The 26,045-nt window shown below is 59.4% G+C and carries 27 protein-coding genes and 1 riboswitch; of the genes, 16 read left to right on the plus strand and 11 right to left on the minus strand.

What is annotated here, in order from left to right; translation table 11 throughout:
• Window positions 1-15: 15 nt before the first annotated feature.
• Window positions 16-282, minus strand: a complete 267-nt coding sequence (locus tag SJY32_RS15745; RefSeq protein WP_376878323.1) for an SH3 domain-containing protein — start codon at window positions 280-282, stop codon at window positions 16-18.
• 262 nt (window positions 283-544) lie between these two features.
• On the opposite strand from SJY32_RS15745, the gene SJY32_RS15750 reads away from it, so the two are divergent.
• From SJY32_RS15750 to SJY32_RS15775, 6 genes are all read left to right on the plus strand, one after another.
• Window positions 545-1,261, plus strand: coding sequence for a Crp/Fnr family transcriptional regulator (locus tag SJY32_RS15750; protein WP_376877886.1), 717 nt, complete (start codon window positions 545-547; stop codon window positions 1,259-1,261).
• Window positions 1,262-1,355: 94 nt separating this feature from the next.
• Window positions 1,356-1,568 (plus strand): DUF2892 domain-containing protein, encoded by a 213-nt coding sequence (locus tag SJY32_RS15755; RefSeq protein WP_376877889.1) that lies wholly within the window; start codon window positions 1,356-1,358, stop codon window positions 1,566-1,568.
• Window positions 1,565-1,999, plus strand: coding sequence for a YeeE/YedE family protein (locus tag SJY32_RS15760; protein ID WP_376877892.1), 435 nt, complete (start codon window positions 1,565-1,567; stop codon window positions 1,997-1,999). Before SJY32_RS15755 ends, SJY32_RS15760 begins: the two co-directional genes overlap by 4 nt.
• A 3-nt stretch (window positions 2,000-2,002) precedes the next feature.
• Entirely contained in the window at window positions 2,003-2,434 is a 432-nt protein-coding gene (locus SJY32_RS15765) for a DUF6691 family protein (protein WP_376877895.1), read from the plus strand.
• Between the two features lie 48 nt (window positions 2,435-2,482).
• Window positions 2,483-3,364 carry an MBL fold metallo-hydrolase gene (locus SJY32_RS15770; RefSeq protein WP_376877898.1) on the plus strand — a complete coding sequence of 294 codons (882 nt, stop codon included), beginning with the start codon at window positions 2,483-2,485 and terminating at the stop codon, window positions 3,362-3,364.
• Between the two features lie 45 nt (window positions 3,365-3,409).
• Window positions 3,410-5,170 (plus strand): SulP family inorganic anion transporter, encoded by a 1,761-nt coding sequence (locus tag SJY32_RS15775; protein ID WP_376877901.1) that lies wholly within the window; start codon window positions 3,410-3,412, stop codon window positions 5,168-5,170.
• Here the strand turns inward: SJY32_RS15775 and SJY32_RS15780 are convergent.
• The 6 genes from SJY32_RS15780 to SJY32_RS15805 all read right to left on the minus strand — a co-directional run bounded on the left by SJY32_RS15780 (window position 5,146) and on the right by SJY32_RS15805 (window position 12,402).
• Window positions 5,146-6,099 carry a bile acid:sodium symporter family protein gene (locus tag SJY32_RS15780; protein ID WP_376877904.1) on the minus strand — a complete coding sequence of 318 codons (954 nt, stop codon included), beginning with the start codon at window positions 6,097-6,099 and terminating at the stop codon, window positions 5,146-5,148. The genes SJY32_RS15775 and SJY32_RS15780 overlap by 25 nt on opposite strands.
• A gap of 119 nt (window positions 6,100-6,218) precedes the next feature.
• Window positions 6,219-6,902: a fumarylacetoacetate hydrolase family protein gene (locus SJY32_RS15785; protein ID WP_376877907.1), complete on the minus strand. Its 684-nt coding sequence runs from the start codon at window positions 6,900-6,902 to the stop codon at window positions 6,219-6,221.
• 27 nt (window positions 6,903-6,929) lie between these two features.
• The gene (locus SJY32_RS15790; RefSeq protein ID WP_376877910.1) at window positions 6,930-7,697 is read right to left on the minus strand and encodes an ABC transporter ATP-binding protein; all 768 of its coding nucleotides are present in this window, start codon (window positions 7,695-7,697) and stop codon (window positions 6,930-6,932) included.
• Entirely contained in the window at window positions 7,694-8,812 is a 1,119-nt protein-coding gene (locus tag SJY32_RS15795; RefSeq protein ID WP_376877913.1) for a FecCD family ABC transporter permease, read from the minus strand. Before SJY32_RS15795 ends, SJY32_RS15790 begins: the two co-directional genes overlap by 4 nt.
• The gene (locus tag SJY32_RS15800) at window positions 8,809-9,831 is read right to left on the minus strand and encodes an ABC transporter substrate-binding protein (RefSeq protein ID WP_376877916.1); all 1,023 of its coding nucleotides are present in this window, start codon (window positions 9,829-9,831) and stop codon (window positions 8,809-8,811) included. Before SJY32_RS15800 ends, SJY32_RS15795 begins: the two co-directional genes overlap by 4 nt.
• A gap of 95 nt (window positions 9,832-9,926) precedes the next feature.
• A riboswitch (cobalamin riboswitch) is annotated at window positions 9,927-10,116 on the minus strand.
• Between the two features lie 96 nt (window positions 10,117-10,212).
• On the minus strand, window positions 10,213-12,402 hold the full coding sequence (locus tag SJY32_RS15805; RefSeq protein WP_376877919.1) for an NADP-dependent isocitrate dehydrogenase: 2,190 nt from the start codon (window positions 12,400-12,402) through the stop codon (window positions 10,213-10,215).
• 207 nt (window positions 12,403-12,609) lie between these two features.
• Between SJY32_RS15805 and SJY32_RS15810 the strand changes: the two genes are divergently transcribed.
• Window positions 12,610-13,824: a YbfB/YjiJ family MFS transporter gene (locus SJY32_RS15810; protein ID WP_376877922.1), complete on the plus strand. Its 1,215-nt coding sequence runs from the start codon at window positions 12,610-12,612 to the stop codon at window positions 13,822-13,824.
• Window positions 13,825-13,860: 36 nt separating this feature from the next.
• Here the strand turns inward: SJY32_RS15810 and SJY32_RS15815 are convergent, their stop codons facing one another.
• Together SJY32_RS15815 and SJY32_RS15820 are read right to left on the minus strand one after the other, a co-directional pair.
• Window positions 13,861-14,391: a peroxiredoxin-like family protein gene (locus SJY32_RS15815; protein WP_376877925.1), complete on the minus strand. Its 531-nt coding sequence runs from the start codon at window positions 14,389-14,391 to the stop codon at window positions 13,861-13,863.
• 28 nt (window positions 14,392-14,419) lie between these two features.
• On the minus strand, window positions 14,420-14,596 hold the full coding sequence (locus SJY32_RS15820) for a hypothetical protein (protein WP_376877928.1): 177 nt from the start codon (window positions 14,594-14,596) through the stop codon (window positions 14,420-14,422).
• A 65-nt stretch (window positions 14,597-14,661) separates the two neighbouring features.
• On the opposite strand from SJY32_RS15820, the gene SJY32_RS15825 reads away from it, so the two are divergent.
• A complete protein-coding gene (locus SJY32_RS15825; protein WP_376877931.1) occupies window positions 14,662-15,771 on the plus strand; it encodes an LLM class flavin-dependent oxidoreductase in 1,110 nt (369 codons plus the stop codon).
• A 55-nt stretch (window positions 15,772-15,826) separates the two neighbouring features.
• Window positions 15,827-16,768, plus strand: a complete 942-nt coding sequence (locus SJY32_RS15830) for a p-hydroxyphenylacetate 3-hydroxylase reductase component (RefSeq protein ID WP_376877934.1) — start codon at window positions 15,827-15,829, stop codon at window positions 16,766-16,768.
• 61 nt (window positions 16,769-16,829) lie between these two features.
• Here SJY32_RS15830 and SJY32_RS15835 read toward each other — a convergent pair whose 3' ends face one another.
• On the minus strand, window positions 16,830-17,600 hold the full coding sequence (locus tag SJY32_RS15835) for a 3-keto-5-aminohexanoate cleavage protein (protein WP_376877937.1): 771 nt from the start codon (window positions 17,598-17,600) through the stop codon (window positions 16,830-16,832).
• A gap of 224 nt (window positions 17,601-17,824) precedes the next feature.
• Between SJY32_RS15835 and SJY32_RS15840 the strand changes: the two genes are divergently transcribed.
• The gene (locus SJY32_RS15840; protein WP_376877940.1) at window positions 17,825-18,751 is read left to right on the plus strand and encodes a LysR family transcriptional regulator; all 927 of its coding nucleotides are present in this window, start codon (window positions 17,825-17,827) and stop codon (window positions 18,749-18,751) included.
• Window positions 18,752-18,995: 244 nt separating this feature from the next.
• Window positions 18,996-19,778: an alpha/beta fold hydrolase gene (locus SJY32_RS15845; RefSeq protein WP_376877943.1), complete on the plus strand. Its 783-nt coding sequence runs from the start codon at window positions 18,996-18,998 to the stop codon at window positions 19,776-19,778.
• A gap of 55 nt (window positions 19,779-19,833) precedes the next feature.
• Here the strand turns inward: SJY32_RS15845 and SJY32_RS15850 are convergent, their stop codons facing one another.
• Window positions 19,834-20,853: a Gfo/Idh/MocA family protein gene (locus SJY32_RS15850; protein ID WP_376877946.1), complete on the minus strand. Its 1,020-nt coding sequence runs from the start codon at window positions 20,851-20,853 to the stop codon at window positions 19,834-19,836.
• Between the two features lie 385 nt (window positions 20,854-21,238).
• Here SJY32_RS15850 and SJY32_RS15855 point away from each other — a divergent pair, with 385 nt between their 5' ends.
• The 5 genes from SJY32_RS15855 to SJY32_RS15875 all read left to right on the plus strand — a co-directional run bounded on the left by SJY32_RS15855 (window position 21,239) and on the right by SJY32_RS15875 (window position 25,979).
• Entirely contained in the window at window positions 21,239-21,709 is a 471-nt protein-coding gene (locus tag SJY32_RS15855) for an OsmC family protein (protein WP_376877949.1), read from the plus strand.
• A 58-nt stretch (window positions 21,710-21,767) separates the two neighbouring features.
• Window positions 21,768-22,712, plus strand: coding sequence for an AEC family transporter (locus tag SJY32_RS15860; RefSeq protein WP_376877952.1), 945 nt, complete (start codon window positions 21,768-21,770; stop codon window positions 22,710-22,712).
• Between the two features lie 67 nt (window positions 22,713-22,779).
• Window positions 22,780-23,424 (plus strand): tripartite tricarboxylate transporter TctB family protein, encoded by a 645-nt coding sequence (locus SJY32_RS15865; RefSeq protein WP_376877955.1) that lies wholly within the window; start codon window positions 22,780-22,782, stop codon window positions 23,422-23,424.
• Between the two features lie 33 nt (window positions 23,425-23,457).
• Entirely contained in the window at window positions 23,458-24,945 is a 1,488-nt protein-coding gene (locus SJY32_RS15870) for a tripartite tricarboxylate transporter permease (RefSeq protein WP_376877958.1), read from the plus strand.
• Window positions 24,946-25,010: 65 nt separating this feature from the next.
• Complete coding sequence (locus SJY32_RS15875; RefSeq protein WP_376877961.1) at window positions 25,011-25,979, plus strand: Bug family tripartite tricarboxylate transporter substrate binding protein; 969 nt, start codon at window positions 25,011-25,013, stop codon at window positions 25,977-25,979.
• Window positions 25,980-26,045: the final 66 nt, after the last annotated feature.

Below are 26,045 nucleotides of genomic sequence, written 5' to 3' on the forward strand. Positions count from 1 at the left end.
TCTTGCGCGGCTTGCTTAAAGCTCGCGCAAGTAAGCCCATGACACGTAGCCTTTCAGGCCGCGCGCGCGTTCTAACGAGATGCTGCACCACCGCGTCGCGCCGATCTGCTCGCATTTGTCGACGCGCACTTCCGTGCCATTTGGCAGGCCGACGATGACCACATATCCTGTGCCCGGCCCCGCGCGCATCTTCAGCATATCCTCGCCCTCCACGCCGTAGACCTCATAGCGTCCGCGCCATGTGTCTTTGGCGAAGGCCGGCGCAATGGACGCGCAGATCATCAAAGCGCCGAGCAGCGCGACGGCGCCCCGTCGCGGCGCTGCTTTCAAGGTCGATTGGCGCATCATGCTCTCCTCATATCGTTTTTTCTCAGTCTACGATGATTGGCACAAAATAGAAACGCCTCGATCTGATCCGAAAGCCGCGTTGGCGAGAAGCCGCAAAGGCAAGCGCTTTGCGACGGCGCGAGGGCGTTAACGGCTTGACGGGGCAGGGGCCAAGGATACACCTAACGGCGGGGCGCGCCGCCCTGAAAGAAAGCCGATGCCCTCACACGATCCCGCCACCCCGCCTGTATCGCCCTCGCCCACGGGGGGAGACGCTGCGTGGGTTGATCGCTTTGCCGGCCTTTCGCGGCTTGATTCCGAGGTCAAGGAGCTCTTGCTGTCGCGGAGCAAAATCCTGACGGTGCCGAGTGGAGCCACAATCTTCGGGCCGGGCAAATCGCCTGAGAACATGCTGTTTCTCTTGCACGGATCGGTGCGGGTCCAACAAGTCTCCGAGACGGGGCATTCGATTGTTCTCTATCGCATCCATGCGGGAGAAAGCTGTGTTTTAACAACGGCTTGCCTTCTCGCGTATGAGGATTACGCCGCCGAAGGAATTTCCGAATCCGAGGTCGTCGCGGCGGCCGTCCCGCGGGAGGTGTTTGACGATCTCGTTGCGCGTTCCAAAGCGTTTCGCAGCTTCGTCTTCGCGGCGTTTTCCAAACGCATCACCGATTTGTTCCTGATCATCGACGAGGTCGCCTTTCAACGGCTTGATGTGCGGCTGGCGGATCGGTTGCTTGCTCTGTCGAATGGCTCCGACGAGATCGCGACAACGCATCAAAATCTAGCGGTTGAGTTGGGCACCGCGCGCGAAGTGATCTCGCGCCAGCTACAAGAGTTCCAGCGCCGCGGCTGGATCGCCCAATCGCGCGGTCAGGTGACATTGCTCGCGCGGGAGGCGTTGGACCAGCTTGCGCATCAAGGCGCATGATCTGCGTTTCGTAAAAATGCAGGCTTGGTGACAAAGTTACAGAACCGCCGCGCGATACGCGTTACTTTTGGGGCAACTCAGAAGGAGACTCATCATGACTGCGAATGTCGGAAATCTTGATCGCGCCCTGCGCATCCTCATCGGCTTGGTTCTCATCGCGCTGCCCTTCGTCAGCGGCATGGCACTCTTCGCATCGGGCGCGGCCACGGCGGTGTCTGTGATTGTCGGCCTCGTGCTGATCGCGACCTCCGCGATGCGCTTCTGCCCGCTTTACCGCATCCTCGGAATCCGGACGTGCAAACTATGATCGAAACAACCTTTACACCGTTTCAATCGCTCGGCGGCGGGGTGCTCATCGGCATCGCGGCGGTGCTCTTGATGGCGACCGTTGGGCGCGTGATGGGCGCGACGGGCATTCTCGCAGGGGTATTGCGGCCAACCGACCGCGCGGATTGGCTTTGGCGTGCGGTGGTTCTGGCGGGAATGATCTCTGGGCCGATCGCGGTCAAGCTCGTCACCGGCGAGATGCCTGCGGTGCAGGTGCCAAGTTCAACCGCGATGCTCGTCATCGGCGGTGCGCTGGTCGGGGTTGGCGTCACTTACGGATCGGGTTGCACATCGGGTCACGGCGTCTGCGGCATGGCGCGGCTTTCGACGCGGTCCATCATCGCGACGCTGACGTTCATGATCACCACGTTCATCACGGTCTACGTGATGCGCCATGTATTGGGAGCTTGAGCGATGCGGCTTGTTGCACTTTACCTCATCGGCCTTGTCTTCGGGATCGGCATCTCGATTTCCGGAATGGCAAACCCGGCCAAAGTTCTGAACTTTTTCGATGTCGCGGGGACGTGGGACCCGAGCCTCATCTTCGTGATGGGCGGCGCGGTGGTGGTCACGTTCTTTGGCTATCGCACTGTACTTAAACGTCCGGCGCCCGTGTTCGGGCGCGGTTTCCAACTGCCGACCCGCAAGGATATCGATCTGCCGCTCATCGCGGGATCTGCCGTGTTCGGCATCGGCTGGGGCATCGCGGGCTTTTGCCCGGGGGGTGCGCTACCCGCTTTGGGCACGGGCGAGACGCCCGTCCTGATTTTCGCTGCGGCGCTGATCGCGGGGATTTTGGCCGCAAAATGGGCGCAAGCCATGATGTCGCGCCGTTCGGCGGCGTGAGGCGGCCCCTGCGACTGCCAAGCCCCTATGATCGAAAGGAGATTTGAGATGGACTACCCTGTTAATATGACTGTGAAACCTGAAGTCTCCGCGCATTTCGACGCGGCGACCAATACAATAACCTATCTGGTGAAGGACCCGAACAGCCAGCATTGCGCGATTATCGATAGCGTGATGGACATCGATTATGCTTCGGGGCGCATCACCTACGATCATGCGGATGCTTTGATTGCGGAGGTTGAACAGCGCGGTCTGACGTTGGATTGGATTATCGAAACCCATGTTCACGCCGATCACCTGAGCGCGGCGCCCTACCTGCAAGAGCGTCTCGGCGGCAAGATTGGCGTCGGGGAAAAGATCATGGTCGTGCAGGAAACATTTGGCAAAGTGTTCAACGAAGGCACGGAATTCCAACGCGACGGATCGCAGTTCGACGCGCTGTTTAAGGATGGCGAGACCTATATGATTGGCGGGATGCAGGGCTTTGCCATGTTCACCCCGGGTCATACGCCTGCGTGTATGGTGCATGTGATTGGCGATGCCGCCTTCGCGGGCGATACATTGTTCATGCCCGACGGTGGTTCGGCGCGCGCGGATTTCCCGGGCGGGGATGCTGGCCAGCTTTACGATAGTATCCAGAAGGTTTTGTCGCTGCCCGACGAGATGCGCCTGTTCATGTGTCACGATTATGGGCCCAACGGCCGTCAGGTTGAGTGGGAAACGACCGTGGCCGCGCAAAAAGCCGAAAATATTCACGTCGGCGGCGGCACATCGCGCGAGGATTTCATCAAGTTCCGCACCGAGCGCGATGCGACGCTCGCGATGCCAAAACTTATCCTGCCCTCCTTGCAAGTGAACATGCGGGCGGGCGAGGTGCCGCGCGATAAGGATGGCCGGCCGATGCTTAAAGTTCCGGTCAACGGGCTGTAACGCCTCTCTCGCCCACACAATGTCGCACAGTACAGCGAGACTTGAATGAACCGATCTTTCGCACGCTACCTTCCCATCCTGACGTGGGGTCGGGCGTATAACCGCGCCGCTTTGACCAATGATGTCATCGCCGCGATTATCGTGACGATTATGCTGATCCCGCAATCACTGGCCTATGCCTTGCTTGCGGGGTTACCACCCGAGGCAGGGCTTTACGCGTCGATCGTTCCGATCATGCTCTATGCCGTCTTCGGGACCAGCCGCGCTTTGGCGGTGGGGCCGGTTGCCGTCGTCTCGTTGATGACGGCGGCGGCGCTGAGCAATATCGCCGCGCAAGGCACGATGGGTTATGCTGTGGCGGCGCTGTCGCTGGCGGGCCTATCGGGGATTATCTTGGTGGCGATGGGGGTGTTCCGCCTCGGTTTTGTTGCCAATTTCCTATCGCATCCGGTGATTGCGGGCTTCATCACCGCATCAGGCATTCTGATCGCGGCAAGCCAGATCAAACATATTCTCGGTGTTTCGGCGGACGGGCATAGTTTGGTCGAGCTGATCGTTGATCTGCTGCGCCACGTGCCGCAGACCAATCCGATTACGCTCGCGATCGGGCTTGGCGCCACGGCGTTTTTGTTTTGGGTGCGTAAAGGGTTAAAGCCGCTGCTCCATCGGCTCGGCCTGCGCGGGACGCTGGCGGATGTGCTGGTCAAGCTTGGTCCGGTTGTGGTGGTGTTCGCGACGACCTATCTGGCTTGGGCGTTTGATCTGGCGGAGCGGGGCGTTAAGATCGTGGGGGCGGTGCCTCAAAGCCTGCCGCCGTTCACGATGCCATCTGTGTCGCCCGATCTGATCATGCAGTTGCTGGTACCCGCGTTTTTGATCTCGCTCATCGGGTTTGTGGAATCCGTCTCCGTGGCGCAAACTTTGGCCGCGAAAAAACGACAAAGGATTGATCCCGATCAGGAGTTGATCGGCCTCGGGGCGGCCAATATCGGCGCGGCGCTGACGGGCGGCTTTCCGGTGACGGGCGGGTTTTCGCGGTCGGTGGTGAATTTCGATGCGGGCGCCGAAACTCCGGCGGCGGGGGCGTTCACCGCAATCGGTCTGGCGATTGCGGCGCTTGTCCTGACGCCTTTGATCTATTTCCTGCCAACGGCGACCCTCGCCGCGACCATCATCGTGGCGGTTCTTAGCCTCGTCGATTTCTCGATCCTCAAACGCAGCTGGCAATTCTCCAAGGCGGATTTCGCCGCCGTGCTCGCGACAATTATCATCACGCTTTTGGCGGGGGTTGAGGCGGGCGTGTCGGCAGGCGTTGGCCTGTCAATCCTGCTGCATCTTTACAAAAGCTCGAAACCCCATGTGGCCGAAGTCGGCCGCGTCCCCGGCACAGAGCATTTCCGCAACATCCTGCGCCATGAGGTGATTACCGATCCCCATGTCGTCACCCTGCGTCTGGACGAAAGCCTCTACTTCGCGAATGCGCGCTATTTGGAGGACAAGATTTATGATCGCGTCGCGCGCGACAAGGCCGTGCGACACGTGATTTTGCTCTGTTCCGCGATGAACGACATTGATCTGAGCGCGCTTGAGTCCTTGGAAATGATCAATGCGCGCCTGCATGAGATGGATGTGCGGCTGCACTTGTCGGAGGTCAAAGGGCCGGTGATGGATCGCTTGATGAAGGCACATTTCCTGTCCGAACTTTCGGGCAAGGTGTTTCTATCGCAATTTGAGGCCGCCCAGTTTGCCAAGGGGCAAAACGCGGGGCCTCTGTCCGAAGCTCAGGCGGAGCGCTGCGCGACATAGGCCGAGACCAGCAATTGCGCCATGTGGTAGATCATGACGGGTAAGACGATTGCGCCGATTTGATCGGCGGGGAAAATCGCGGCCGCAATCGGCAATCCGCTGGCCAAGCTTTTGGTCGACCCGCAGAAAAACAGCGCGAGGCGATCTGCGGCCGGGAGGGCGAAAAGCCGCCCAAAAAGCGAGACCGCGCCCATAATAACGGCCAGAAAGAGCAAGGTGATCGCGATCAAGCTCGCAAGGCTTGCCGTTGAAATATCATTCCACAGCCCGGCGACCGTGCTCGCGCTGAAGGCGGAATAGACGATCAGCAGGATTGATCCGCGATCGACGGCTTTCGTCACGATGCTGTGGCGGGCGATAAACGGGCCGATGAGGCCGCGCAGCAGCTGTCCTAAAACGAAGGGCAACAGGATCTGCACGCCAATCTTGATCACGGCATCCAACCGCACCGCGCCACCATCTTGATGCAGCAAAAGCGCGACCAGCGCAGGGGTCAGGAACACCCCGATCAAATTGGATACAGACGCCGCGCAGATCGCCGCGGGCACATTCCCCTTCGCGATCGAGGTGAAGGCGATGGAGGATTGCACCGTTGAGGGAAGCACCGCGAGGAACAACAAGCCCAAGCTGAGCGCCGAGCCCAGAATGGAGCCGAAAACGCCAGCAAATATCAGCCCGATCACCGGAAACAGGACGAATGTCGCGCCGAGCACCAGCCCCTGTAAGCGCAGATTCATGAAACCGTCGCGCACGGCGGCGGGGCTGAGCTTGGTGCCATAGAGAAAGAACAGCAGCGACACCGCCCAATAGGTAACATAGCCCAAGATCTCTGCGGGTGCGCCGCTGGCGGGGAGCACGACCCCGAAAGCCACCGTCACCAAGAGTAAAATCATGTAGGCATCAATGCCGAGAGTTTTTAAATATTTCATCTTTTGCCCTGCGCTGTCCGATCAGGTCGCGCCGCAATTACCGCGCCCCTTTGCAAAACCATATCGCGCAGGGCGAGGCCATCTTTTTCGTCGCCTCCCGAACGCAAGATCCGGCCCGCTTACGCGAGATACCGCGCCTCCAACGGCGCCAGCCCGTCGATTTGCGCCGTCATAACGTCGCCCGCAATCACGGGCCCAACACCCGCAGGCGTTCCGGTCATGATGATATCGCCTGCGGTAAGGTGATAATACCGCGACAGATACGCGATAACTTCGGGCACGGACCAGATCATTTTGGAGAGGTCGGAGGTTTGGCGCATCTCGCCATTTACCGCGAGCGTGATCGCCTGCGTGCCGATGTCCCCGAAGGTTGCCGCATCGGTCAGCGGCGCGAGAATGGCGGAATTCTCGAAGTTTTTGCCCAGATCCCAAGACCGGCGTTTGTCCTTCGCTTGCGCTTGCAAATCGCGCCGCGTCATATCCAAGCCAACGCCGTAGCCCCAAACCGCCCGCGCGGCCTGCGCGGTATCCGCGTTGAAAAGATCCGCGTCGAGGGCGGCGATAAGTTCGACCTCATGATGCAAATCTTGCGTGCCAGGCGGAAAGGGCAGGGGGCCATCAGGCGCAAGGCTTGAGGCATCTTTCATGAAATAGAACGGCGCCTCGCGGTCGACCTCATGCCCCATTTCGGCGGCGTGATCCGCGTAATTCCGGCCCACGCAGAAAATCCGGTGGATCGGGTAGTCGCCGTGGTCGGTGGCGATCATCACGGGCGGTCGGGGCGGGAAAAGCGGCTCTGTCATAGGGTCTCCTGACGGTGGCAACGCGCGTCACAGCGCGTGCGAGAAATGTAGCCGCATGCCGCCTGACGCATCCGGCGCGGGCACGCGCATTGCCGCGACGCCAAAAACATCGCGGAGACACGCCTCGTTCAACACCTCGCAAGGTGCGCCAACTGCCACCAAATTGCCAGCCTGCATAACGCCGATTCGATCACAGATCATTGCCTGATTGAGGTCATGCAGGGCGATCATGCGGGTGATGTTCAGGCTCTGAACCAGCGCAATCAGCCCCAATTGATGCCGGATATCGAGATGGTTCGTCGGCTCGTCCAATACCAGAATTTCGGGCGTCTGGGCGAGGGCGCGGGCGATATGCACCCGTTGGCGTTCGCCGCCCGAAAGGGTGTGCCACAAGCGGTGGCGCAGGCCCGTCATCTCGACAGCCTCCAGCGCGGATTGCACGGCCGCTTCGTCCTGAGCGCCCCATCCGCGCAGCGGCGACAGGAAAGGTGTGCGCCCCAAACCGACCGCTTGTGTCACGGTTAACCGGTCGGTCGTATCCGCCTGTTGCTCAACGAAGGCGATCAGCTGCGCACGCTCGCGCGCAGGGATTTTGTCAAGCGGCGTGCCGCGCAGGCGCACCGTGCCCGTGCTGGGTTTATGCAGCCCCGCGAGGCAACGCATCAACGTGGTCTTCCCCGATCCGTTCGGCCCGATCAGGCCGAAAAGCTCGCCCTCATTGAGACCAAGCGAAACATCGCGGATGATGTCGGTGCGGTGCAGGCGCGCGCCGATGTTTTGTGCGCTCAAACTCATCGGCGGGCGCCGCGAATGAGGATCAAAGCGAAGGCGGGTGCGCCGACAAGTGCTGTGATGACGCCAATCGGCAGGACTTGCCCGGGTATCAAGATGCGCGAGATCACATCCGCCGCAATCAAGAACACCGCGCCCGCAAAGGCCGAAGCTGGCACGAGCCGATCATGCCGTGTGCCGACCAAAAAGCGCATCGCATGCGGGATCACGAGGCCGACGAACCCGATCGAGCCGACTTTCGACACCAAAACACCAATCATCACAGCGGTGGTGGTGATCAACACGCCGCGCACCGCGCGCACATTGATCCCCAAAGCGGCGGCGCTATCGGCCCCGAAGGTGAACGCATCCAGCGCGCGGCGATGCCACAGGCACAGCGCCGAACCAATCACGGTCACGATCAGGCAGGGCGCGACATCCTCCCACCGGATGCCCGACAGGTTCCCCATGAGCCAAAACAAGATGCCGCGCGCCTGTTCGGCATTGGCCGAGCGCGCGATGATGAAGGCGGTTAAGGCGTGGAACAATTGCGAGCTGGCGATGCCCGCGAGGATAATTGCGGCGGCGGCTTGCGTGCCGCGACCGCCGCCCGTCAATCCGCCTGATCCGCCGCTGCCGACGGCATGGGCGAGGGCAACAACGCAGCCAAAGGCGAGGAGCGCGCCGATCAACGCGCCAGCCGACATGGTGATCATGTCCGACGAGACGCCGAAGGCTGATAGCCCGAAGCCCGTCGCGCCAACCCCTGCGACGCTGATCAGAACTGCTCCGGTCGACGCCCCCGCCGAGAGGCCCATCAGATACGGATCGGCCAGCGGATTGCGCAGCAACGCCTGTAAAACGACCCCCGTCAGCGCAAGCCCCGCGCCGCAACCCGCCGCGACGAGCGCACGCGGGAGGCGGTAGCTCCAGATGATGCCCGCATCGATCCGGTCTACGGTGAATTCCGCGCCCAGCAGGTGGTTTGCCAAGGTCTGGATCACCGTGCGCAGCGGCAAAGACGTCTCCCCGATGGCGGTGCCGATCAGCACCGCGCCGCACACCGCCGCCATCATCGCGAGAGGCATCACCAAAGGGCGCGCGCCCTGATGTGGCAAGAAGGCGGCGGCTGTTCTCACCGCAAATCCATCGCGGCGAGGGCCGAGGACAGATCATCCAGCGCGTAAATCGACCGCACCGTGGCATCCATCGCGTGGGCGTCCATCTCGATGATCCGCCCCTCAATCACGGCTTTCATCTGGCTGGCAACAGGATCACTGCGCAAGAAGGCCAGTTTTTGCGCGACATCATCGGCGGCATGGCGACGACGATCCATCTTCGCGATGACAATCACATCGGGGTCACTCTTTGCGATGGTTTCCCACCCAACGGTCGGCCATTCCTCATCCGATTGCACGATATTGGTGATGCCGAGCGCATCCATCATATATCCTGGCGCGCCGAGCTGCCCTGCGACGAACGGATCAACCTGCGTATCCGCCGAGGAGAACCAGAAAACCGCCGACAGATCATCGGGCAGATCAAGGGCCTGCGCGCGCGCAATCGCCTTCGCTTCCGTGTCTTTCAGCTCTGCGATCAAGGCATCGCCATCGGCGGGCACGTTGAAGATCTGCGCAAGCTCGCGGATGCCTTTGTAAACTGATCCGGTGTCGAACGCGCCGACGCGCAAACCGTCGCCGCCCGTAGAATTATCTTTCGCGTCGCAATCCGCAGGTAGGATATACGATCCAATCCCGAGATCGTGGAACATCTCGCGCGTCGCGACGCTTCCCGTCGGGCCGACATGCCATTCATATTGCGCGACGACGAGATCAGGCTTTTGGGCGACGACGCTCTCGAAGCTCGGGTCGTTATCGGCCAGGCGCGGGATCGTGGCGTCCACCTGTGCAAAACGCGGCATAACGGCGCTGAACCAAACGGAGGTGCCAGAAACTTTCGGCGCGAGCCCCAAGAGATAGAGGATTTCCGTGGCGGCTTGCCCAACCGCGACGGTGCTTTGCGGGGCCGCATCAAAGGTGATCTGCGTGCCGCAATTGCTCAGCGTCAGGGGATAGCGCGTCTCTTGCGCGGAGGCGTGATGGCCCCAAGCGCAGGCGAAAATGCCCGCGATGAGCGCGCGCGAAAGTGGTTTGGTCATCTGGTCCGTCCCGTCAGATTGCCGTGTGACGGGGCCGTGACGTGAAATTTCGTGGAACTCCACGCTGATTTCCCGCCCCGAAACACCCCGTCCGGTCGTGGTTACATTAGGTCGGCAGGTCTCCTGACTAACGGATCAACGCGCGCCCCACCTTCCCGAGAAGATCCCAGTGGTGTTCGAGGCACGCTCCTCGCCTACAGTTGCGGGGGCAGTTCCGATTACCAGCCAAAGCTGGACCGGATTCCCTTTTCATTCTCGAAAGAAACCGACGCGGATTTTGTGGCACCATTCCCCCCCAAGATCAATGGGCGGCAAGGGCAGCTTATGAAAAAGGCCACGCACCGGATTGGATGCGTGGCCTCATATCTTGAGCGGCTGAGTTTAGCCGATAATCGCGTTCAGCGTGGCCGACGGGCGCATCACGGCCGCGGTTTTCGCCGCATCTGTGCGGTAATATCCGCCCAAATCCGCAGCCTTGCCTTGAACGGCTTTGATCTCGGCGAGAATTTTATCCTCACCCAAGGTCAATGCTTCCGCAACCGGTGTGAAATGCTCGGCCAGTTCGGCATCCTCGGTTTGCGCGGCAAGGGCCTCGGCCCAGTAGCGCGCGAACCAGTAGTGGCTGTCGCGGTTGTCCGGCTGGCCGACTTTACGCGAGGGCGACCGGTCGTGATCCAGAATGCCTTGCGTTGCGGTATCCACGGCCTTGCCCAGCACGCGCGCCTTTTCATTGCCTTTGGTATCGGCAAGGAAGGTCAGGCTTTCGCCCAAGGCGCAGAATTCGCCAAGGCTATCCCAACGCAGGTGGTTTTCTTCCATCAACTGCTGAACATGCTTGGGCGCGGAGCCACCGGCACCGGTTTCAAACAGCCCGCCACCGTTCATCAGTTTCACGATCGACAGCATCTTCGCGGAGGTCGCGAGTTCCAAAATCGGGAACAGATCGGTGAGGTAATCGCGCAGGACGTTGCCGGTGATCGCGATGGTGTTTTCGCCTTTGGTGATCGTCTCGAACGAGGCGCGCGTCGCTTCGCGGGGAGCCATGATCTCGAATTTATCGGCCACGCCTTTGGCTTCCAAAATCGGTTTCACATAGGCGATCAGCTCGGCATCATGCGCGCGGGCGGCATCCAGCCAGAAGATCGCGCGGCAGCCTTCCGCACGTTGACGATCGATCGCAAGGTTGACCCAATCCTCAATCGGGGCTTTGCGGGCCGATGCCGAACGCCAGATGTCGTTGGCCTCAACCTTATGCTCATGCAACACGGTGCCATCATCGAGGATCATCTTCACGACACCCGCCTGCGGGATCTCGAAAGTGGTCGGATGCGAGCCGTATTCCTCGGCCTTTTGCGCCATCAGGCCAACGTTTTGCACGGTGCCTGCGGTGGCGGGATTGAGCTTGCCGTTCTCTTTGAAGAACTTGATCGTCTCATCGTAAACCGGCGCGTAGGAATTATCCGGGATCACGCAATTGGTGTCGGATTCCTTGCCGTCCGGGCCCCAACCTTTGCCGCCAGCGCGGATCAACGCGGGCATCGACGCGTCGATAATCACATCGGACGAGACGTGCAAATTGGTGATGCCCTTGTCGGAATCCACCATATACATCGGCGGGCGCGCGGCCATGCAGGCGTCAATATCCGCCATGATTTCCGCATTGCCCTTCACCCGTGCGAGCAAATCGCCAAGGCCGGAATTCGGGTTCACGCCCAGATCGCGCATCGCATCGCCGTGCTTCTCGAACACCGGCGCGAGGAACGCTTTCACCGCATGGCCGAAGATGATCGGATCGGACACTTTCATCATCGTTGCCTTCATGTGCAACGAAAACAGCGTGCCTTGCGCTTTGGTTTTCTCGATCTCGGCGGTCAGGAACTCCTGCAACGCGGCGACGGAGAGGAAGGTCGCATCGACGACCGTGCCTGCGGGATATTTCAGCCCGTCTTTCAGAACCGTTTCGCCGGCATCGGTGACCAAAACGATCTTCGCGGTCGCATCCTTTGCCAAAGTGGCCGAGGTTTCATTCGAGAAGAAATCATTGCCCGACATTGAGGAGACATGGGTTTTGCTGTCCGCCGACCAATCGCCCATCCGGTGCGGGTTCTTTTGCGCGAAGCTTTTCACCGCTTTCGCCGCACGGCGATCCGAATTGCCCTCACGCAGGACGGGGTTCACAGCCGAGCCTTTGATCGCGTCATATTTCGCGCGCACGGCTTTTTCCGCGTCGGTTTGCGGCGCCTCCGGGTAATCGGGCAGGGCGTAGCCCTTCGATTGCAATTCCTTGATTGCGGCAACCAGCTGCGGCACCGAGGCCGAGATGTTCGGAAGTTTGATGACATTGGCATCGGCCGTTTTCACCAATTCGCCCAGCTCCGCCAGATCGTCCGATTGGCGCTGTGCGGCATCGAGGTGATCGGGGAAGGTCGCAAGGATACGGCCAGCAAGGCTGATATCTTTGGTGCCAACAGACACGCCTGCGGCGGCTGCAAATTTTTGGATAATCGGAAGGAAGGAAGCCGAAGCCAGTTCCGGCGCTTCGTCCACTTTGGTGTAAATGATATCGGTCATTGGTGGCTCCTTGAGACGAGGTTTGCCCTGTCATAGCCGAGACGCGACAAAAGGTCGATAGTATACGGTTGCATACAGCGACGCTCCGCACGATTTTTATGCATCCAAACCGCCTCATTGCGGATCGGCGCGGCGCTGATTTCCGTCATTGAGGCGGTCGGAGAAACCTCCTACCGATAGAGATTGTTCCTTGTCAGGAGAGACCCCATGCGCCTGCCGTTCCCCTACGCCGTTTTCTGCGGCGGGATAGCCGCGCAACTTCTGACGATCGGGGTCGCGCGCTTTGCTTATACGCCGCTGCTGCCGGTCATGCAGGCGCAGGCGGGTTTGACCCCGCAGGCGGCGGGGGTGCTCGGGGCGATGATATACGCGGGGTATCTGCTGGGCACGTTGACGCTTGCGATCATCAAATCGCCCGCGCTGCGCTTGTCGATCTTCCGTCTGTGCCTGATCCTTGCCGTGGTGAGCACAGCGATGATGGGCATGACGCAGAGCGTCTGGATCTGGGCGATTTCCCGATTTCTTGGAGGGGTGAGCGGCGTTGGCGGGATGCTCCTCGCGGCGGAATTCATCCTTGGCTGGTTGCGGCGCACGGAACGGGTGCCCGATCTGGGGCCGCATTTCATGGGGTTGGGCGTGGGCATCGCGCTGGCGGGGCTTATACCGTTGATGCTCGGGACGGGGGCGGATTGGGCGCTGCAATGGCAGGTTTTCGCGGGGGCAGCGCTGACCTTGTTGCCGATTGCGTGGTTTCTGACCCCGTCGCCCGCGCCCCGAGCATCCACGGGATCAGCCCCGCCCGCAAGGCCAAGGGGCGATCCGCTCACGGACCAGACTGCGGGACAGTCGGTGGCGCAGTCGGTGGCGCGATCAAACACGGCTCTGCGCTGGTTCTGGGTTTTCGGGGCTGGGTATTTGGCGGCAGGCTGGGGCTATTCCGTCGGCGCGACCTTCTGCGTCGATATTCTAACATCGGGCGGCCAATCGCAATCGGCGGCCGCGACAGTCTGGTTGATCCTCGGGATTGCGAATGCCTGCGGGGCGATGCTCGGTTCGGTTGCGTCACGTCGGTTCGGGCCGATGCCGGTTCTTATGGTCTGCATGATGTGCCAGATCATCGCGCTGATCGGGTTTATCGCCCATGGCGGCCTGATCGTCAGCTATCTCTGTGCGATCCTGTTCGGGGGGACGTTCGTCGTTATCGTATCGCTGTCGCTGATGCTTGCCGGGCTAAAGATGCGCGGTGGCGAGGGAACGGCGATGGCGCGCATGACCCTCCTTTACGGAGCGGGGCAAATTCTCGCACCCATTGTCACCGCCCGATTGATGACCATCACCGGCAGTTATTCAGCGCCGCTGATCTTGGCCGCCGTTATCTTGGCGGGGGGATCCTTGGCGATGTGGGCCGCGCGCAAATTATAAGCGCACAGCCCGAGTCAAAACCTACGCCACAGCGCGTTACGCGGCGTGTGTGCCGCGCACGGGATAATCTTTCTTGCGGATGAAGGTCAGCCCATCGAGCAACCCTTTCAACGCAGGCCGCGAGAATGGCGCGTTTGAGACATCCACGATTTGCAACGTGCCGTCCTTGCGAACGACAAAGGTCGCCGGCTCTGCGAAAGGGCGATCGGTTTCTTCAGGGCTGCGCGGATCAGAAATATACAGACCAAGCTGCGCCATTTGATCCGTGCTCAAGTCGTAGCCGATCACGCCCTGATAGCCGATATCGCTGGCAGAAGCCTTTGCCTTCTCCAACGGATCCGCCGAGAGGGCGATGACGTCCACATCAATCGCGGCGAAATCATCGAGCATTCCGTTCAGTTCGGTCAGGTAGGTTTTGCAGATGGGGCAATGTTTTCCGCGGTAAACCACGATCAATTTCCAATCGCCCTTGGCGGCATCGGCCTCACGGATCGTGACCTCGCCATCGTTCAGCGTCTTGATCTTGATTGCGGGGAATTCGGTGGCAGGTGTCAATGTCTTTGGCATGTCAGGTGCCCTTTCCATAATGGTTCCCCTACTCAACGCGCCCTGCGCCGCATGGTTCCGTGCCCGCCGCATAGGCCCCTCGGATCATCCCCGACCGGTCCAACAACGTCGCGCCCCCTGCAAGCGGCGGTCGCTGGTGATCCGTGGACAGGCGATAGGGGGTGGGTGCATTCGCTGTGCCATCAAAAAACGCGATGGAAAACATCAGAAATTCTCGATTTTTCCACTGCCTCGGTTGCTTCACAGTGGTTTCAACCAAGGGAGATCTTCATGAAGCTATCGTTTTTCACTATGCCAATCCATCCGCTCGGCAAGCCCTACGCGAAAAGTCTCGCAGAAGATCGTGAAGCTTTTATCCTCGCGGATAAGCTGGGATTTTCCGAGGCTTACTGCGGCGAACACACGACTGATCGCGCAGAGATCATCACCTCCTGCGTCGCTTTCTTGGCAAGCTTGGCGTATGAGACCAAGACGATCCGTTTGGGAACGGGCACGGTCAACATGCCCAACTCCCATCCGGCCCGCATCGCGGCCGAGGTTGCGATGCTTGATCACATGCTGGAAGGCCGCCTGAATTTCGGCGTCTCGCCGGGGGGGCTGATGTCGGATGCGGAGGCGTTCGGCTCAATCGACAAAGATCGCAATGCGATGTTCATCGAGAGCATTAATATGGTTCTCGATATCTGGGCGGGGCAGGCGCCTTACAATCTGAAAGGCCAGTTCTGGGAGGTCTCCACACAGCGCACGATGATGCCCGAAATCGGGCAGGGCGACATTCTCAAACCCTTCCAAGCGCCGCATCCGCCAATTGTCGGCACCGCCGTTGCGCCTTTCTCGAAAGGTGTCAGCGCCATGGCCGAACGCGGTTGGCAGCCAATTTCCGGCAACTTTCTTTTGCCAAAATGGGCCGCAACCCATTGGCCGAAATATGTCGAGGGATGCCTGAAAGGCGGCATCGTGCCCGACTACGCCGATTGGCGCGTGGCCAAGAACATTTGCGTTGCAGACGATATGGAGACCGCCCGCGCCTATGCGCGCGATCCGGGCAGCCCGTATGTTTTGTATTACTCGCAGCTTCTCACAAAGATGCGCGCGGGCGGGCGCCTCAACCTCTTTAAGGAGGATCAGAATATGCCCGATGACGATGTGACCCTGGACTATGTGATGGATCGCCTCGTCATTCACGGCGACCCGAGCTCGGTCGCGGATCAAATCCTTGCGCTGCGCGAAGTGACGGGCCCGTTCAAGCATCTGGTCTATGCCGGCCATGATTGGGCCGATTACGATCTGGGTCGTAAGGGGATGATTTTGATGGGAGAAAAGGTCCTCCCCATCCTGACCGAGGCGACAAAAGCCGAACCCACTGCGGTGGCTGCGTAATGTCGCGCGGGCATGTCACGGTCGGCATGCCCGCGCCCGAGGGAGGAGTTTGAGAATGAACCAGATGACACAACACTCAACCATTGATCCAAAGGCGTTTCGGCGCGCGCTTGGCAATTTCGCAACCGGCGTGACGATCATCACCGCGCGTGCGCCCGACGGAACACCGGTTGGTGTCACCGCGAGCAGCTTTAACTCTTTGTCGATGGACCCGCCGCTGATTTTATGGAGCAGCATGAAAGAGGCGCGCAGTTGCGCCGTGTTCGAGGCGGCGACACATTTTGCGGTGAATATTCTGGCCTCTGACCAGATGGAGATGTCGAACCATTTCGCCCGCCAGCAGGATGATAAATTCGCAACCGTTCCGTGGGCGGAAGGCTTGGGCGGCGCGCCTATTTTCGACAATTGCGCGGGGAGGTTCCAATGCGAGACCTTCAGCAAGCTTGACGGGGGAGATCATTGGATTTTCGTCGGACGCGTGATCGCGTTTGATGATTTCGGCCGCGCGCCTTTATGTTTCCACCGCGGATCATACGCGATGCTGTTCAATCATCCCGAGACATTCGCGAAGGCCGGGCAAGACCGGGCCGGAGAGGCGGAGACGGGCAGGATGGGCAACCATGCGTTCTTCTTGATGTTACGGGCGGTGCGCGCCTACCAAGAGCGCTATCAGCCCAAGCTCGAAACGCTTGGACTTAGCCTCATCGAGGCGCGTATCCTTTTGGTGTTGAACGATATTGCGAAGCTTACGCCTGAGGCGATGGTGGAGTATCTTCATGCCCCCATCACCGAAGCGCAGGCCGCGTTGGGAAATTTGACCGACCGTGGCTTCGTATCGGGCGATGCGCAAGGATACGCCTTGAGCGAGGCAGGCCGCCTTAAGGCCACGCAATGCTGGGCCGTCGCAGAGGCGCATGCGGCAGAGACGTTTGACACATTCGACGCCGCGCAAATCGACACATTCACGGATGTCTTGCGCGCCTTGATCAAAGGCTGATCGCGCACCCTGTTTAGGAAAAAGGGGCCATCTCTGGCCCCTTGAAACATGTCAGGCACGCTCAGGCGCGGATCGCCGCATCCACTTCTGCGACACGTTCCGCGTTATCCTTGGCGAGGCGCCCATCGCGATGCCAGAGCGAATTTTCGAAACCGACCCGCGTTTTACCGCCCAAATGCGCGGCACGCACCAAGCTATCCGTCTCGTGCTGTCCGAACGCACAGGCCATCCATTCAAACGCGATATCACCGGCCTGCGTCAGCGGCGCCAGATACGCCTCAAACGGAACCGCATCTTTCGCGCCATTCGCGTAAGTTCCCTGAACAAACAGCAACGAATACGGCCCGTTAGGAATATCACCCGCATGACACGCTTGAATGAATGTCGCCACGTCGTCAGGCGAGTAGAGGATATGTTGAATATTGACGCCGGCTGTCTGCGCCCAATGATAGAAATCGCGCGCCTCGGGCCAGTCTTCTGGCGTGCGCACCATCTCTCGCAAACCCACCGATACATTCGACGCCCCAAGGCGCCGCATCATGGCGCGTTGCTCCTGACCCGAATAGCGGCCTGCGGTTTCTGATGTTACCTGCAAATACATCTGCGGAACCTCGTCTTCCAACGCGTCCAACAGGGCACGGTAGCGGCCCGCATCCAACAGATGCGCCCCCGCCTCATCGCGGATGTGCAGGTGGATGCCGTCCGCACCGGCGAGATAACACGCCCGCGCAGTGGCGATCATTTCGGCATCGGTCACGGGTATGGCCGGATGATCGGATTTACCGCGCCGCGCCCCGTTCGGCGCGACCATCAAGCGGGGAAGCGGGATCATTTGCGCATCTCCGTTTTCAAATGCCGCCTAATGCTTTGCGGGGCCCACGGGATTGTGCCGTGATCGGGGATGTGACTAGTGTGAGGCGTGCTCGCGAGGTCACCTCGATGCGATGTTGCATTCATCTCGTGCTCCTTCGATATTTCACCTGAAGACCTATCGGAGATCCGGGCCGCACGACCATAAATAATATCGGATGTTTTCCAGCATAAAAACGGATGGCCATGATGAAGCTGCAACAATTGCGTTACTTTACAGCGGTTTACGAGCAAGGCTCCTTTTCGGCGGCGGCTGAAAAGGCCAATGCGACGCAATCGGGCCTCTCGATGCATGTCAGTCAGATTGAAAAGCGCTACGATGTCGCTCTCTTTACCCGCAGCTCCTCGGGCGTGACGCCGACGGAGGTCGGCCGCGCATTCTATCTGGAAGCGGTCAAGGTTTTGGCCGCCGCGCGTCACGCGGAAGAACGGTTGCAGGCCCTGTCCAAATCGATCGTCGGGCATATTTATGTGGGCCTGATGCCGACATTCACGCGGGCCGTTCTCGCGCCTGTCTTGCTGCGCTTTGCGAGAGAATATCCCGAAGTGCGGCTCTCGATTTCCGAGGCCTATTCGGGCACTCTGGCCAATGAGGTGATCGAGGGGCGGCTTGATTTTGCGGTCGTTCCCGCCTCCTTCGAGTTGAACGAAGTTTTGACGTCGCGGCGCATGGGCGAAGATCGCGAATGCTTGGTGTGCAATGCAGATCATCCGGTGGTCGTGAACGAGCAGGGGGTCGTCCTCTCTAAAATGTCGCCGCTGCGGATTGTCTTGCCGGGCGCGGGAAATGCGCGGCGCAACCGGATCGAGACCTATTTGTCTGTCAACGGCATTGAAATTGCGGAACTCCTCGAACTCGACACGATGCATGGCACATTGGACATCGTTGCGAATTCGGATTGGGTGACGATCTTGCCGGGCATCTTGTGTCTGCCCGATCTCGACGGCTCGAAACGCCGCGTCATCCCCTTGGCAGAGCCGCCGCTCATGGTGGATTATATGCGGATTGAAACGCGCAAACGCCCCCTCAGCGCGGCCGCGCAGGCCTTTGCCGATATCTTGCAAGAGGAGCTGAATTTCGCGTTGGAGATCGACCCGATCAGCAAAATTTGACGGCAGACCCCATCAGGTTTCGTGATGGCTGTCTTGACGAGATATTATTTCATGCCTTTGCACGCCTTCCTCTATCGTCCTGATAAGGAGGCCGTTTTGTCTCCGCGATGTGGCGGTCGAGTATAGGGGATGGCGCTTGAGAGCCTCGGCGCCACCGGATCAGACTGCGATCTGCCCAGATACCGCATCCGCCATCCACTCTTTTCGCGCACAGGCGCCCAAAGTTCAGAAAGCGATACACCGCATGACAGCTCCGACCCTTTATTCCACCGTTTCCGGCCGCGAAGATGCGCCCGCTTTGCTTTTGATGAATAGCTTTGGCGCGACGCAGGCGATGTGGGATCTGCAAATGCCGCTGCTGGAGGCGCATTACCGCGTGATCAGGTTTGATGCGCGGGGCCATGGTAAAAGCCCGACGCCGCCATCACCTTATACGTTCGATGAGCTGGTCGCCGATGCTATCGGGGTTTTGGATCGGTACGATGCGAAAACCGCGAGCGTGATGGGCGTCTCGATGGGCGGTATGACGGCGCTGGGAATGGCGCTGCGCAGTCCGGATCGGATCACGCGCGCCGTGTGTTGCGCCGCGCGGGCCGATGCGCCGGAGGGATTTGTGCAAAACTGGCACAACCGGATGGGAATCCTGGCCGAAGGGGGCATCGAGGCCGTCTGGAACGCGACCGCTGGCATGTGGCTGGGCGACCATCAGCGGGGTCTGCATCCGGAATATGAGGCCGCCTTGCGAGACGGTTTTTTGCAAACCACCGATGAAGGCTATCGCGGCGGGGCGCATGCGTTGATCGGTTTGGACTATTTGCAACACCTAGGCGCGATGACTGTGCCGGTTTTATTCGTTGCTGGCGCCCAAGATGCCGCCGCGCCGCCTGAGGTCATGCGCGCAATGGCGCAGGCTTGCCCCGGCTCGGAATTTACGATTGTGCCGGAGGCGAAGCATATTTTGAACGTCGACCGCCCGTCCGATTTTGAGGTCGCCATCACCGACTTCTTGAAGCTTGAGGCGCACTAGACGCCATACACAAGTTTCGCCGCGCAGGATTTTTCCCCTGCGCGGCGAGTGTGCGCTAGATATCTGCGAGCCGCACCGATTCACCCGTTTCCGCGGAGAGGGCGATTGCCTCGAGAACTTGGATGTTGTGGATCATTTCGGCATTGGTGAACGGGTAGGGTGCCTTGCCCTGTGCGGCCTTCGCGAAGGCTTCGAGATTGGCCGTCACGGCATCTTCCCAGTTATAATCGGTTTGTGCGACAGGTTTACCCGTTTCCGCGGTCAACATCCTGACGATGCCATCGGGCGTATCGGGGTGGCTGTCATTGAGCACTTCGATCCATTTCGTCGTGCCAAACACATGCATACGGATGAAATGGGGCGTGTGCAAAACCGCGTTGAAGGTCGCTGTCATGCCCGCCTCGAACTTCATTTGCACGGTGACGACATCGCCGGTCTCCCACCCCAATGAGCGGTTCGCGGTAAACGCATGCAGCCGTTCAATCGGGCCGAAGAACGAGATCAACAGATCGCTCAAATGGATCCCCATGGCCGTCATCCCTGCGGCGGGGCTGACCTTTTTAAGGGTCCGCCAGTCATTCGCCGGAACATTGATCAGCTTATCATGGCTGAACGCGGCCTCTGCATGCATGATCGTGCCAAGCTCGCCCGCATTCATCGCGTCGCGAAGGGCGAGCATCGCCGGCTCGAATCGACGCTCATGGCCAATGCCCAATTGCACGGAGGCCCGCTCGCAGGCCGCCACCGACCGACGCGCGCTATCGGCCGTCAACCCGAGAGGCTTTTCGCAAAAGACGTGTTTGCCCGCCGCGGCGACCTGCGCGATCTGCGCCTCATGCAAAGGATTGGGCGTCGTGAGAATGACCGCATCCACGTCGCTCATCGCGAGGGGCGCATCAAAATCGGACCATGCCGTTAATCCCATCGCCGCAATCGCGCCGTGATTTGCCGTCGCAGGTTCCACAATCCCCGCCACCCGCAGCCAAGGATGGCCCTGCAGCCGAGTCGCGATATGCTTCCCCCACCAGCCAAACCCCGCGATGGCGACGGTAAAAATAGGATTATCTTCGGTCATGAAACGCTCCGTGTGCTTTTGCTGACATCTTTGGTTGGCAAATCGCCCCACTTTTGATCCAAGTGATCACAGGTCGGCGTGTTTGCGCATAGGCAAGCCTATCGATGGCTTTAGGCGGCGAACAAACAATGTAAAGTGATGCGACCCGTCAGAGAAACTGATGGGCCCTATCGAGGATGGTATCAGTTTTGTTGAAGGGTTCCATTTGAAAAGACCGTTTCCCATGCTGGTTTAATCTCTGCATGTTTTTCGAGTTGAAGGCGCTTTCCTGGGGAGGAGTTGGCGTTTTTGTTAAACAGACCCGAGGCCTCAGGGCCGGTGTCTTGAAAACATGCGTGTGTTCCTCTCGTCAAAGCTCGAAAAAACCAGCGAAAAGGGAACAATTATGTCCGCAGTAAAAGAAAAACCGATTTGGAAGTTCAGCGTGAATGGACGCCACAACACCAGCACCCAATCGGTTGCCGAAGCACGCGGAAAATCCGTGATTATTGATGAGCCGACCCAGCGCGGCGGCACGGATGAAGGTCCGATGCCGGTTGAATATGTTTTCATGGGGTTGGCCGGTTGCACACATGTTATTTCCAACAAACTAGCGGCGGCCAATGATGTCACCTTCACGGCGATGGATATCGATATTTCGGTGACGATGGATAGCCATGGGACACGTCTGATCCATCCGATCGATGTGCCGTTCCCGTCGGTTACGCTGACCATCAAGGCGGATTATGAGGGTCCGCGAGACGGTGCGGTGAAGGTTAAAGAGACTTTGCGCGACTATTGCGCCGTCTCCAAGATGCTTCAGGAATCCGGGACGGAGGTGGTTGAACACTGGATCTTGAATGGTGAGCCGGTCTAAGGCGCGGGTTCATGTGGATTGGTTTAGATCACCCGCGATTGATCGTGAGTAGCGAAATATGTTGATGCAAACCATCAACATACTCGGGCCAATCGCGATCATTACGCTGATCGGTTATTTGCTGGGGCGCTCGAAGGTCGGGATCGAAACGCGGTCTTTGAGCACTTTGGTCATCACGGTCGCGACGCCCGCCTTGATTTTCAACACGCTCACGTCGTTGCATGTTGAGGGCGATGTCATTCGCACGATGGCGAGCGCGGCTGTGCTGTGTGTCGTGATTGCGGGGGTGATCGGGGCGGCGGGATTGGTGTTGGTCGGCGGCTCGGTTCGGAGCTTTCTGCCCACACTGATGTTGCCAAATTCCGGAAATATGGGGTTGCCGTTGGTGACATTGGCCTTCGGGCCGCAAGGTCTGCAATTCGGCGTTGCGTATTTCTTCGCGGTTGCGTTGATCCAAAATTCGGTCGGCATGTCGATCTATGCGGGAAGTGTGAAACTGACGGAGATCTTGCGTCAGCCATTGATCTATGCGGTGATTGCCGTCTTGGGTGTGACATGGACGGGTGTTCAGGTTCCCGAAATCGTGCAAGTGACGACAAAGATGCTCAGCGGGATGATGATCCCTTCGATGCTCATATTGTTGGGCGCCTCTTTGGCAAAGCTGCAAATCGCGGATCTGCGCCCGGCGTTGATGATTGCGGGAGGTCGGTTGGCTTTGGGGCTTTTATCAGCCGTCATCGTGATCTGGGGCCTTGGATTGGAAGGGGTTGCGGCGGGGACTGCATTCTTGCTGGCGACAATGCCAACCGCGATCGTCAGCTACGTGTTCGCGGAACGGTTCGGGCATAAACCCCAGCAAGTTGCCGGCGCGGTTGTGGCATCGACGCTGCTGACATTCGCGGTTTTACCGGTGCTGATTTGGGCGGCTTTGGCGATCTCTACGGGAGAGTGGTCGTCATCTGTCGCGATGCTGCGCAGCGGGGGGATGGTCGCGACACGCTAGAGACATGATCGCGCGCATCAACCGCGTGATCGGCATGAGACAAAAGCTAATAGGGGAGGAGAGAAAGATGGTGGTTCAAGAAAGTGCCGGGGCGCAACGCATGGTGTCGTCTGCTGCGCCGGTCAGAGGGGAAGACAATAAGGCGCGGCCTCTTGGAAGGGAGGTCGAGTTGGGGGAGACGTCGGGGCGAGGCGCGCCACAAAAGCATGTGCTGCGATCCACGGAAGCCCGTCTGACGATGGCCTTTTTGGCGGGGGCGGCGCTCTCGCTCATCTTCATGGGGTCCATGATTGCAGAGCCCAAAGCACTGTTCGGCCGGTCGCTGGCGACTGTTTCGCCCGCGCTTTTCCCCAGCATCGTTTTGGGTGTTGCGGTGGTATTGTGCATCGCGGCGCTGATGGTTTTGCGGGTGGGCGCGGTTGCACCCGATAGCGAGTCCCTCACGAAGGAAGAATGGGTCCGAGGGGGGGTCTTGTTCGGGATCATGGCGCTTTACGCGCTGACGATGGCGCCCTGCGGATTTTTGATTTCCTCCGCGATCACGATCACTCTGATCTCGCTGCAAATGGGATCGCGCTCGGCTCTGGGCATCGCGGCGCTGGCGCTGGTCGGACCGGTCATTTTGTACCTGACAGCAACGAAGCTGCTTTTGGTAGCGCTGCCCGAACTGGGCGCGATCGAGATGCTCTACGCCCGCCTATTTTCCCTTTGACCTATCCGCATTGACTGCGAACGGGAGACCAGAATGATTGAATATTTCACGCAAGGCTTCGCTATGGCGATGCGCCTTGATACGATGGCGATGATGTGCGTCGGGCTGTTTTCGGGGATGCTTGTTGGCGCGCTGCCCGGTTTTACCACCCTCATGGCGATGGCGATTTTACTACCGGTGTCGTTCTTTCTTGATCCGGTGGTGGGGATTCCCTTCCTGCTGGGCATCTATAAGGGCGGCATCTTCGGCGGCAGCGTTCCGGCGATCTTGATCTCCATGCCGGGCACTGGGGCCTCGGTGGCCACAACGACCGATGGCTACAAACTGACCCAACAAGGCAAATCGCGCAAAGCCTTGGATATGGCGCTGTTCTCGTCGGTATTTGGCGATACGTCGAGCGACATCCTCACCATGATGATGATCTTCCCAATCGCCTATATGGTGATGCAATTCGGCCCGCCTGAACTGTTCGCCGTTTTGTTGATGAGCTTGATCGTGATCGCGGCGACTTCGGGCGCAAATCCGTTGAAAAGCGTCATTATGATGATGCTTGGCCTCTGGCTTTCGTTTGTCGGCACGGATCCTTTGGGCGGCGTGGAGCGGTTCACCTTCGGGATGTTTGATCTGCGCTCGGGCATTCCACTTTTGCCGATGCTGATCGGTGTCTTTGCCCTGCCGGAAGTTGCCTCGGTGGTGATGCGCAACGAACAAGGCCGCCAGCTTGCCGCGATCATGGGCGAGCGGCTCCGGTTTTCGGAATTCCGCCGCTGTTTCCGCACGATTTGCCGCTCAACCATCATCGGCACGGTGATTGGCATGGTTCCGGGCCTTGGGCAGATCGTTGCCGCGGTGCTGGGCTATTCGGCCGCCAAGAATGCGTCCTCGCATCCCGAAACCTTCGGAGAGGGCGAATTGGAAGGTGTTGCGGCGGCAGAGGCGGCGAATAACGCGGTCAATGGCCCGACGATGGTGCCTTTGCTGACGCTCGGGATTCCGGGCGATAATGTGACGGCGATCTTGCTGGGCGCTTTCGTGGCCCAAGGGCTTCGCCCTGGCCCGCAATTGTTCGAGGAACAAGGCGCAACCGTCTTTGCTATCCTGATCGCGATGGTCATCGGCAATATTTTGTTCCTTGGCATTGGCTATCTGTCGATCCCGTTCTTCTCACGTCTGGTTACGGTGAAAACATCCGTTCTCGTGCCGATCGTGCTGATGTTCTCCTTTGCCGGAACCTATGTCTATCGTTCCGATCCCGTCGATCTGTTGTTCCTTGTTGGCTTTGGCCTGTTCGGAATTCTCGCGAAGGCAGGGCGGTATGACGTTATGCCAATGGTGATGGGCTTCATCCTTGGGCCATCGATGGAATATGCCTTCGGCCAGACGGCTGCGATGTCGAACGGAGATCCGATCGGGTTCTTCATCTCCGAACGCCCCGGCGCGCTGATCTTGCTACTGCTGACGCCGGTCCTCGGGTTCATCATGTGGCGTCGCCTCTATCGCAAACCCATTGCCACAACATGAGCGCCGTTGGCGCGCAGAGTGTCGCGCCAACCAAAATCAAAACATCATTTAGGGAGAGAGAAAAGATGTTGAAATCTATCACAAAACTGGCCTGCATGGCCGTTGCTACCGCGGGGATGACACTTGTCGCGCCGTCTGCCGCACAGGCCGAGTTTCCGGAAAAGCCCGTCACATTGGTTATTCCACTGGCCGCGGGTGGATCGCATGATCTGAATGCGCGGATCATCACCACGATCGCGCCGAAATACCTTGGCCAGCCGATGATCGTCCGCCTGACACCGGGTGCTGGCGGTCAAAAAGGAACGCAAGAGGTCGCCCGTTCGCGCGCTGATGGCTACACACTTTTGTTCAGCTTGAACTACATCGACACGTTGCAGCAATACGTGGAATCCGTCCCCTATGAGCCGCTCAAGGATTTCGTGCCTGTTGCGCGCATCAACTATGCGCCGGCGTCGTTCATTGTGCGCGCCGATAGCCCATACCAGACGTTTGAGGATCTCGTCGCCGCCGCGAAGGCCGAACCGGGCAAGCTACGCCTCGGGCATTCAGGCAATTGGGGCGCGTTCTTCGTCCCTGCTGCGCAAGTGATGAAAAAGCTCGGGTTCGAGATGAATCTGGTCCCTTATCAAGGGGGCGGGCCAGCGATGCAGGCCCTGTTGTCGGGCGATTCAGATTTGAGCCTCGCGTTCCCGTCGTCGATTGGCGAATTGCTGGAGGGCGGCAAAATCCGCGTGCTGGCCTCTGCGGGTGAGACGCGCCTCTATGAGGACGTGCCGACCTTCGCCGAGATTGGCGTGCCCGGCGACATCGGCTTCATGCACCGCTTCGTTCTGGCCCCTGCAGGTACACCGCAAGACGTGTTGGACAAGCTGTCGGATGTCTTCGCGCAAATCGCACAAGATCCCGAATTCACCACCTTGATGGAGCGGATCGGGGAGGACGTTCACTACATGACCGGCCCTGAATATCAGGCTCTGCGTGAGGAGCAGGATGTTGAATACAAGGCGCTGGTGACGGAGCTGACCTCACAGTGACCAAAGGGCGCCGCTGTTACGGCGGCGCCAATTATGACGGCGCGAGCAGATCGCGCGGCAATCGAT

This window comes from Albirhodobacter sp. R86504 (genome assembly GCF_042466415.1).
In the GTDB taxonomy this organism is placed as follows: Bacteria; Pseudomonadota; Alphaproteobacteria; order Rhodobacterales; family Rhodobacteraceae; genus Albirhodobacter.

Bases quoted from the DNA above. Each gene is read 5' to 3' on its own strand.
- SJY32_RS15865 (WP_376877955.1), top strand. From the start codon at position 22,780: ATGGTGGTTCAAGAAAGTGCCGGGGCGCAACGCATGGTGTCGTCTGCT.
- SJY32_RS15800 (WP_376877916.1), bottom strand. From the start codon at position 9,831: ATGACCAAACCACTTTCGCGCGCGCTCATCGCGGGCATTTTCGCCTGC.
- SJY32_RS15825 (WP_376877931.1), top strand. From the start codon at position 14,662: ATGAAGCTATCGTTTTTCACTATGCCAATCCATCCGCTCGGCAAGCCC.
- SJY32_RS15745 (WP_376878323.1), bottom strand. From the start codon at position 282: ATGATCTGCGCGTCCATTGCGCCGGCCTTCGCCAAAGACACATGGCGC.
- SJY32_RS15780 (WP_376877904.1), bottom strand. From the start codon at position 6,099: ATGAAATATTTAAAAACTCTCGGCATTGATGCCTACATGATTTTACTC.
- SJY32_RS15785 (WP_376877907.1), bottom strand. From the start codon at position 6,902: ATGACAGAGCCGCTTTTCCCGCCCCGACCGCCCGTGATGATCGCCACC.
- SJY32_RS15840 (WP_376877940.1), top strand. From the start codon at position 17,825: ATGATGAAGCTGCAACAATTGCGTTACTTTACAGCGGTTTACGAGCAA.
- SJY32_RS15770 (WP_376877898.1), top strand. From the start codon at position 2,483: ATGGACTACCCTGTTAATATGACTGTGAAACCTGAAGTCTCCGCGCAT.
- SJY32_RS15760 (WP_376877892.1), top strand. From the start codon at position 1,565: ATGATCGAAACAACCTTTACACCGTTTCAATCGCTCGGCGGCGGGGTG.
- SJY32_RS15845 (WP_376877943.1), top strand. From the start codon at position 18,996: ATGACAGCTCCGACCCTTTATTCCACCGTTTCCGGCCGCGAAGATGCG.
- SJY32_RS15870 (WP_376877958.1), top strand. From the start codon at position 23,458: ATGATTGAATATTTCACGCAAGGCTTCGCTATGGCGATGCGCCTTGAT.
- SJY32_RS15805 (WP_376877919.1), bottom strand. From the start codon at position 12,402: ATGACCGATATCATTTACACCAAAGTGGACGAAGCGCCGGAACTGGCT.
- SJY32_RS15830 (WP_376877934.1), top strand. From the start codon at position 15,827: ATGAACCAGATGACACAACACTCAACCATTGATCCAAAGGCGTTTCGG.
- SJY32_RS15850 (WP_376877946.1), bottom strand. From the start codon at position 20,853: ATGACCGAAGATAATCCTATTTTTACCGTCGCCATCGCGGGGTTTGGC.
- SJY32_RS15820 (WP_376877928.1), bottom strand. From the start codon at position 14,596: ATGTTTTCCATCGCGTTTTTTGATGGCACAGCGAATGCACCCACCCCC.
- SJY32_RS15755 (WP_376877889.1), top strand. From the start codon at position 1,356: ATGACTGCGAATGTCGGAAATCTTGATCGCGCCCTGCGCATCCTCATC.
- SJY32_RS15790 (WP_376877910.1), bottom strand. From the start codon at position 7,697: ATGAGTTTGAGCGCACAAAACATCGGCGCGCGCCTGCACCGCACCGAC.
- SJY32_RS15860 (WP_376877952.1), top strand. From the start codon at position 21,768: ATGTTGATGCAAACCATCAACATACTCGGGCCAATCGCGATCATTACG.
- SJY32_RS15855 (WP_376877949.1), top strand. From the start codon at position 21,239: ATGTCCGCAGTAAAAGAAAAACCGATTTGGAAGTTCAGCGTGAATGGA.
- SJY32_RS15810 (WP_376877922.1), top strand. From the start codon at position 12,610: ATGCGCCTGCCGTTCCCCTACGCCGTTTTCTGCGGCGGGATAGCCGCG.
- SJY32_RS15875 (WP_376877961.1), top strand. From the start codon at position 25,011: ATGTTGAAATCTATCACAAAACTGGCCTGCATGGCCGTTGCTACCGCG.
- SJY32_RS15815 (WP_376877925.1), bottom strand. From the start codon at position 14,391: ATGCCAAAGACATTGACACCTGCCACCGAATTCCCCGCAATCAAGATC.
- SJY32_RS15765 (WP_376877895.1), top strand. From the start codon at position 2,003: ATGCGGCTTGTTGCACTTTACCTCATCGGCCTTGTCTTCGGGATCGGC.
- SJY32_RS15775 (WP_376877901.1), top strand. From the start codon at position 3,410: ATGAACCGATCTTTCGCACGCTACCTTCCCATCCTGACGTGGGGTCGG.
- SJY32_RS15835 (WP_376877937.1), bottom strand. From the start codon at position 17,600: ATGATCCCGCTTCCCCGCTTGATGGTCGCGCCGAACGGGGCGCGGCGC.
- SJY32_RS15750 (WP_376877886.1), top strand. From the start codon at position 545: ATGCCCTCACACGATCCCGCCACCCCGCCTGTATCGCCCTCGCCCACG.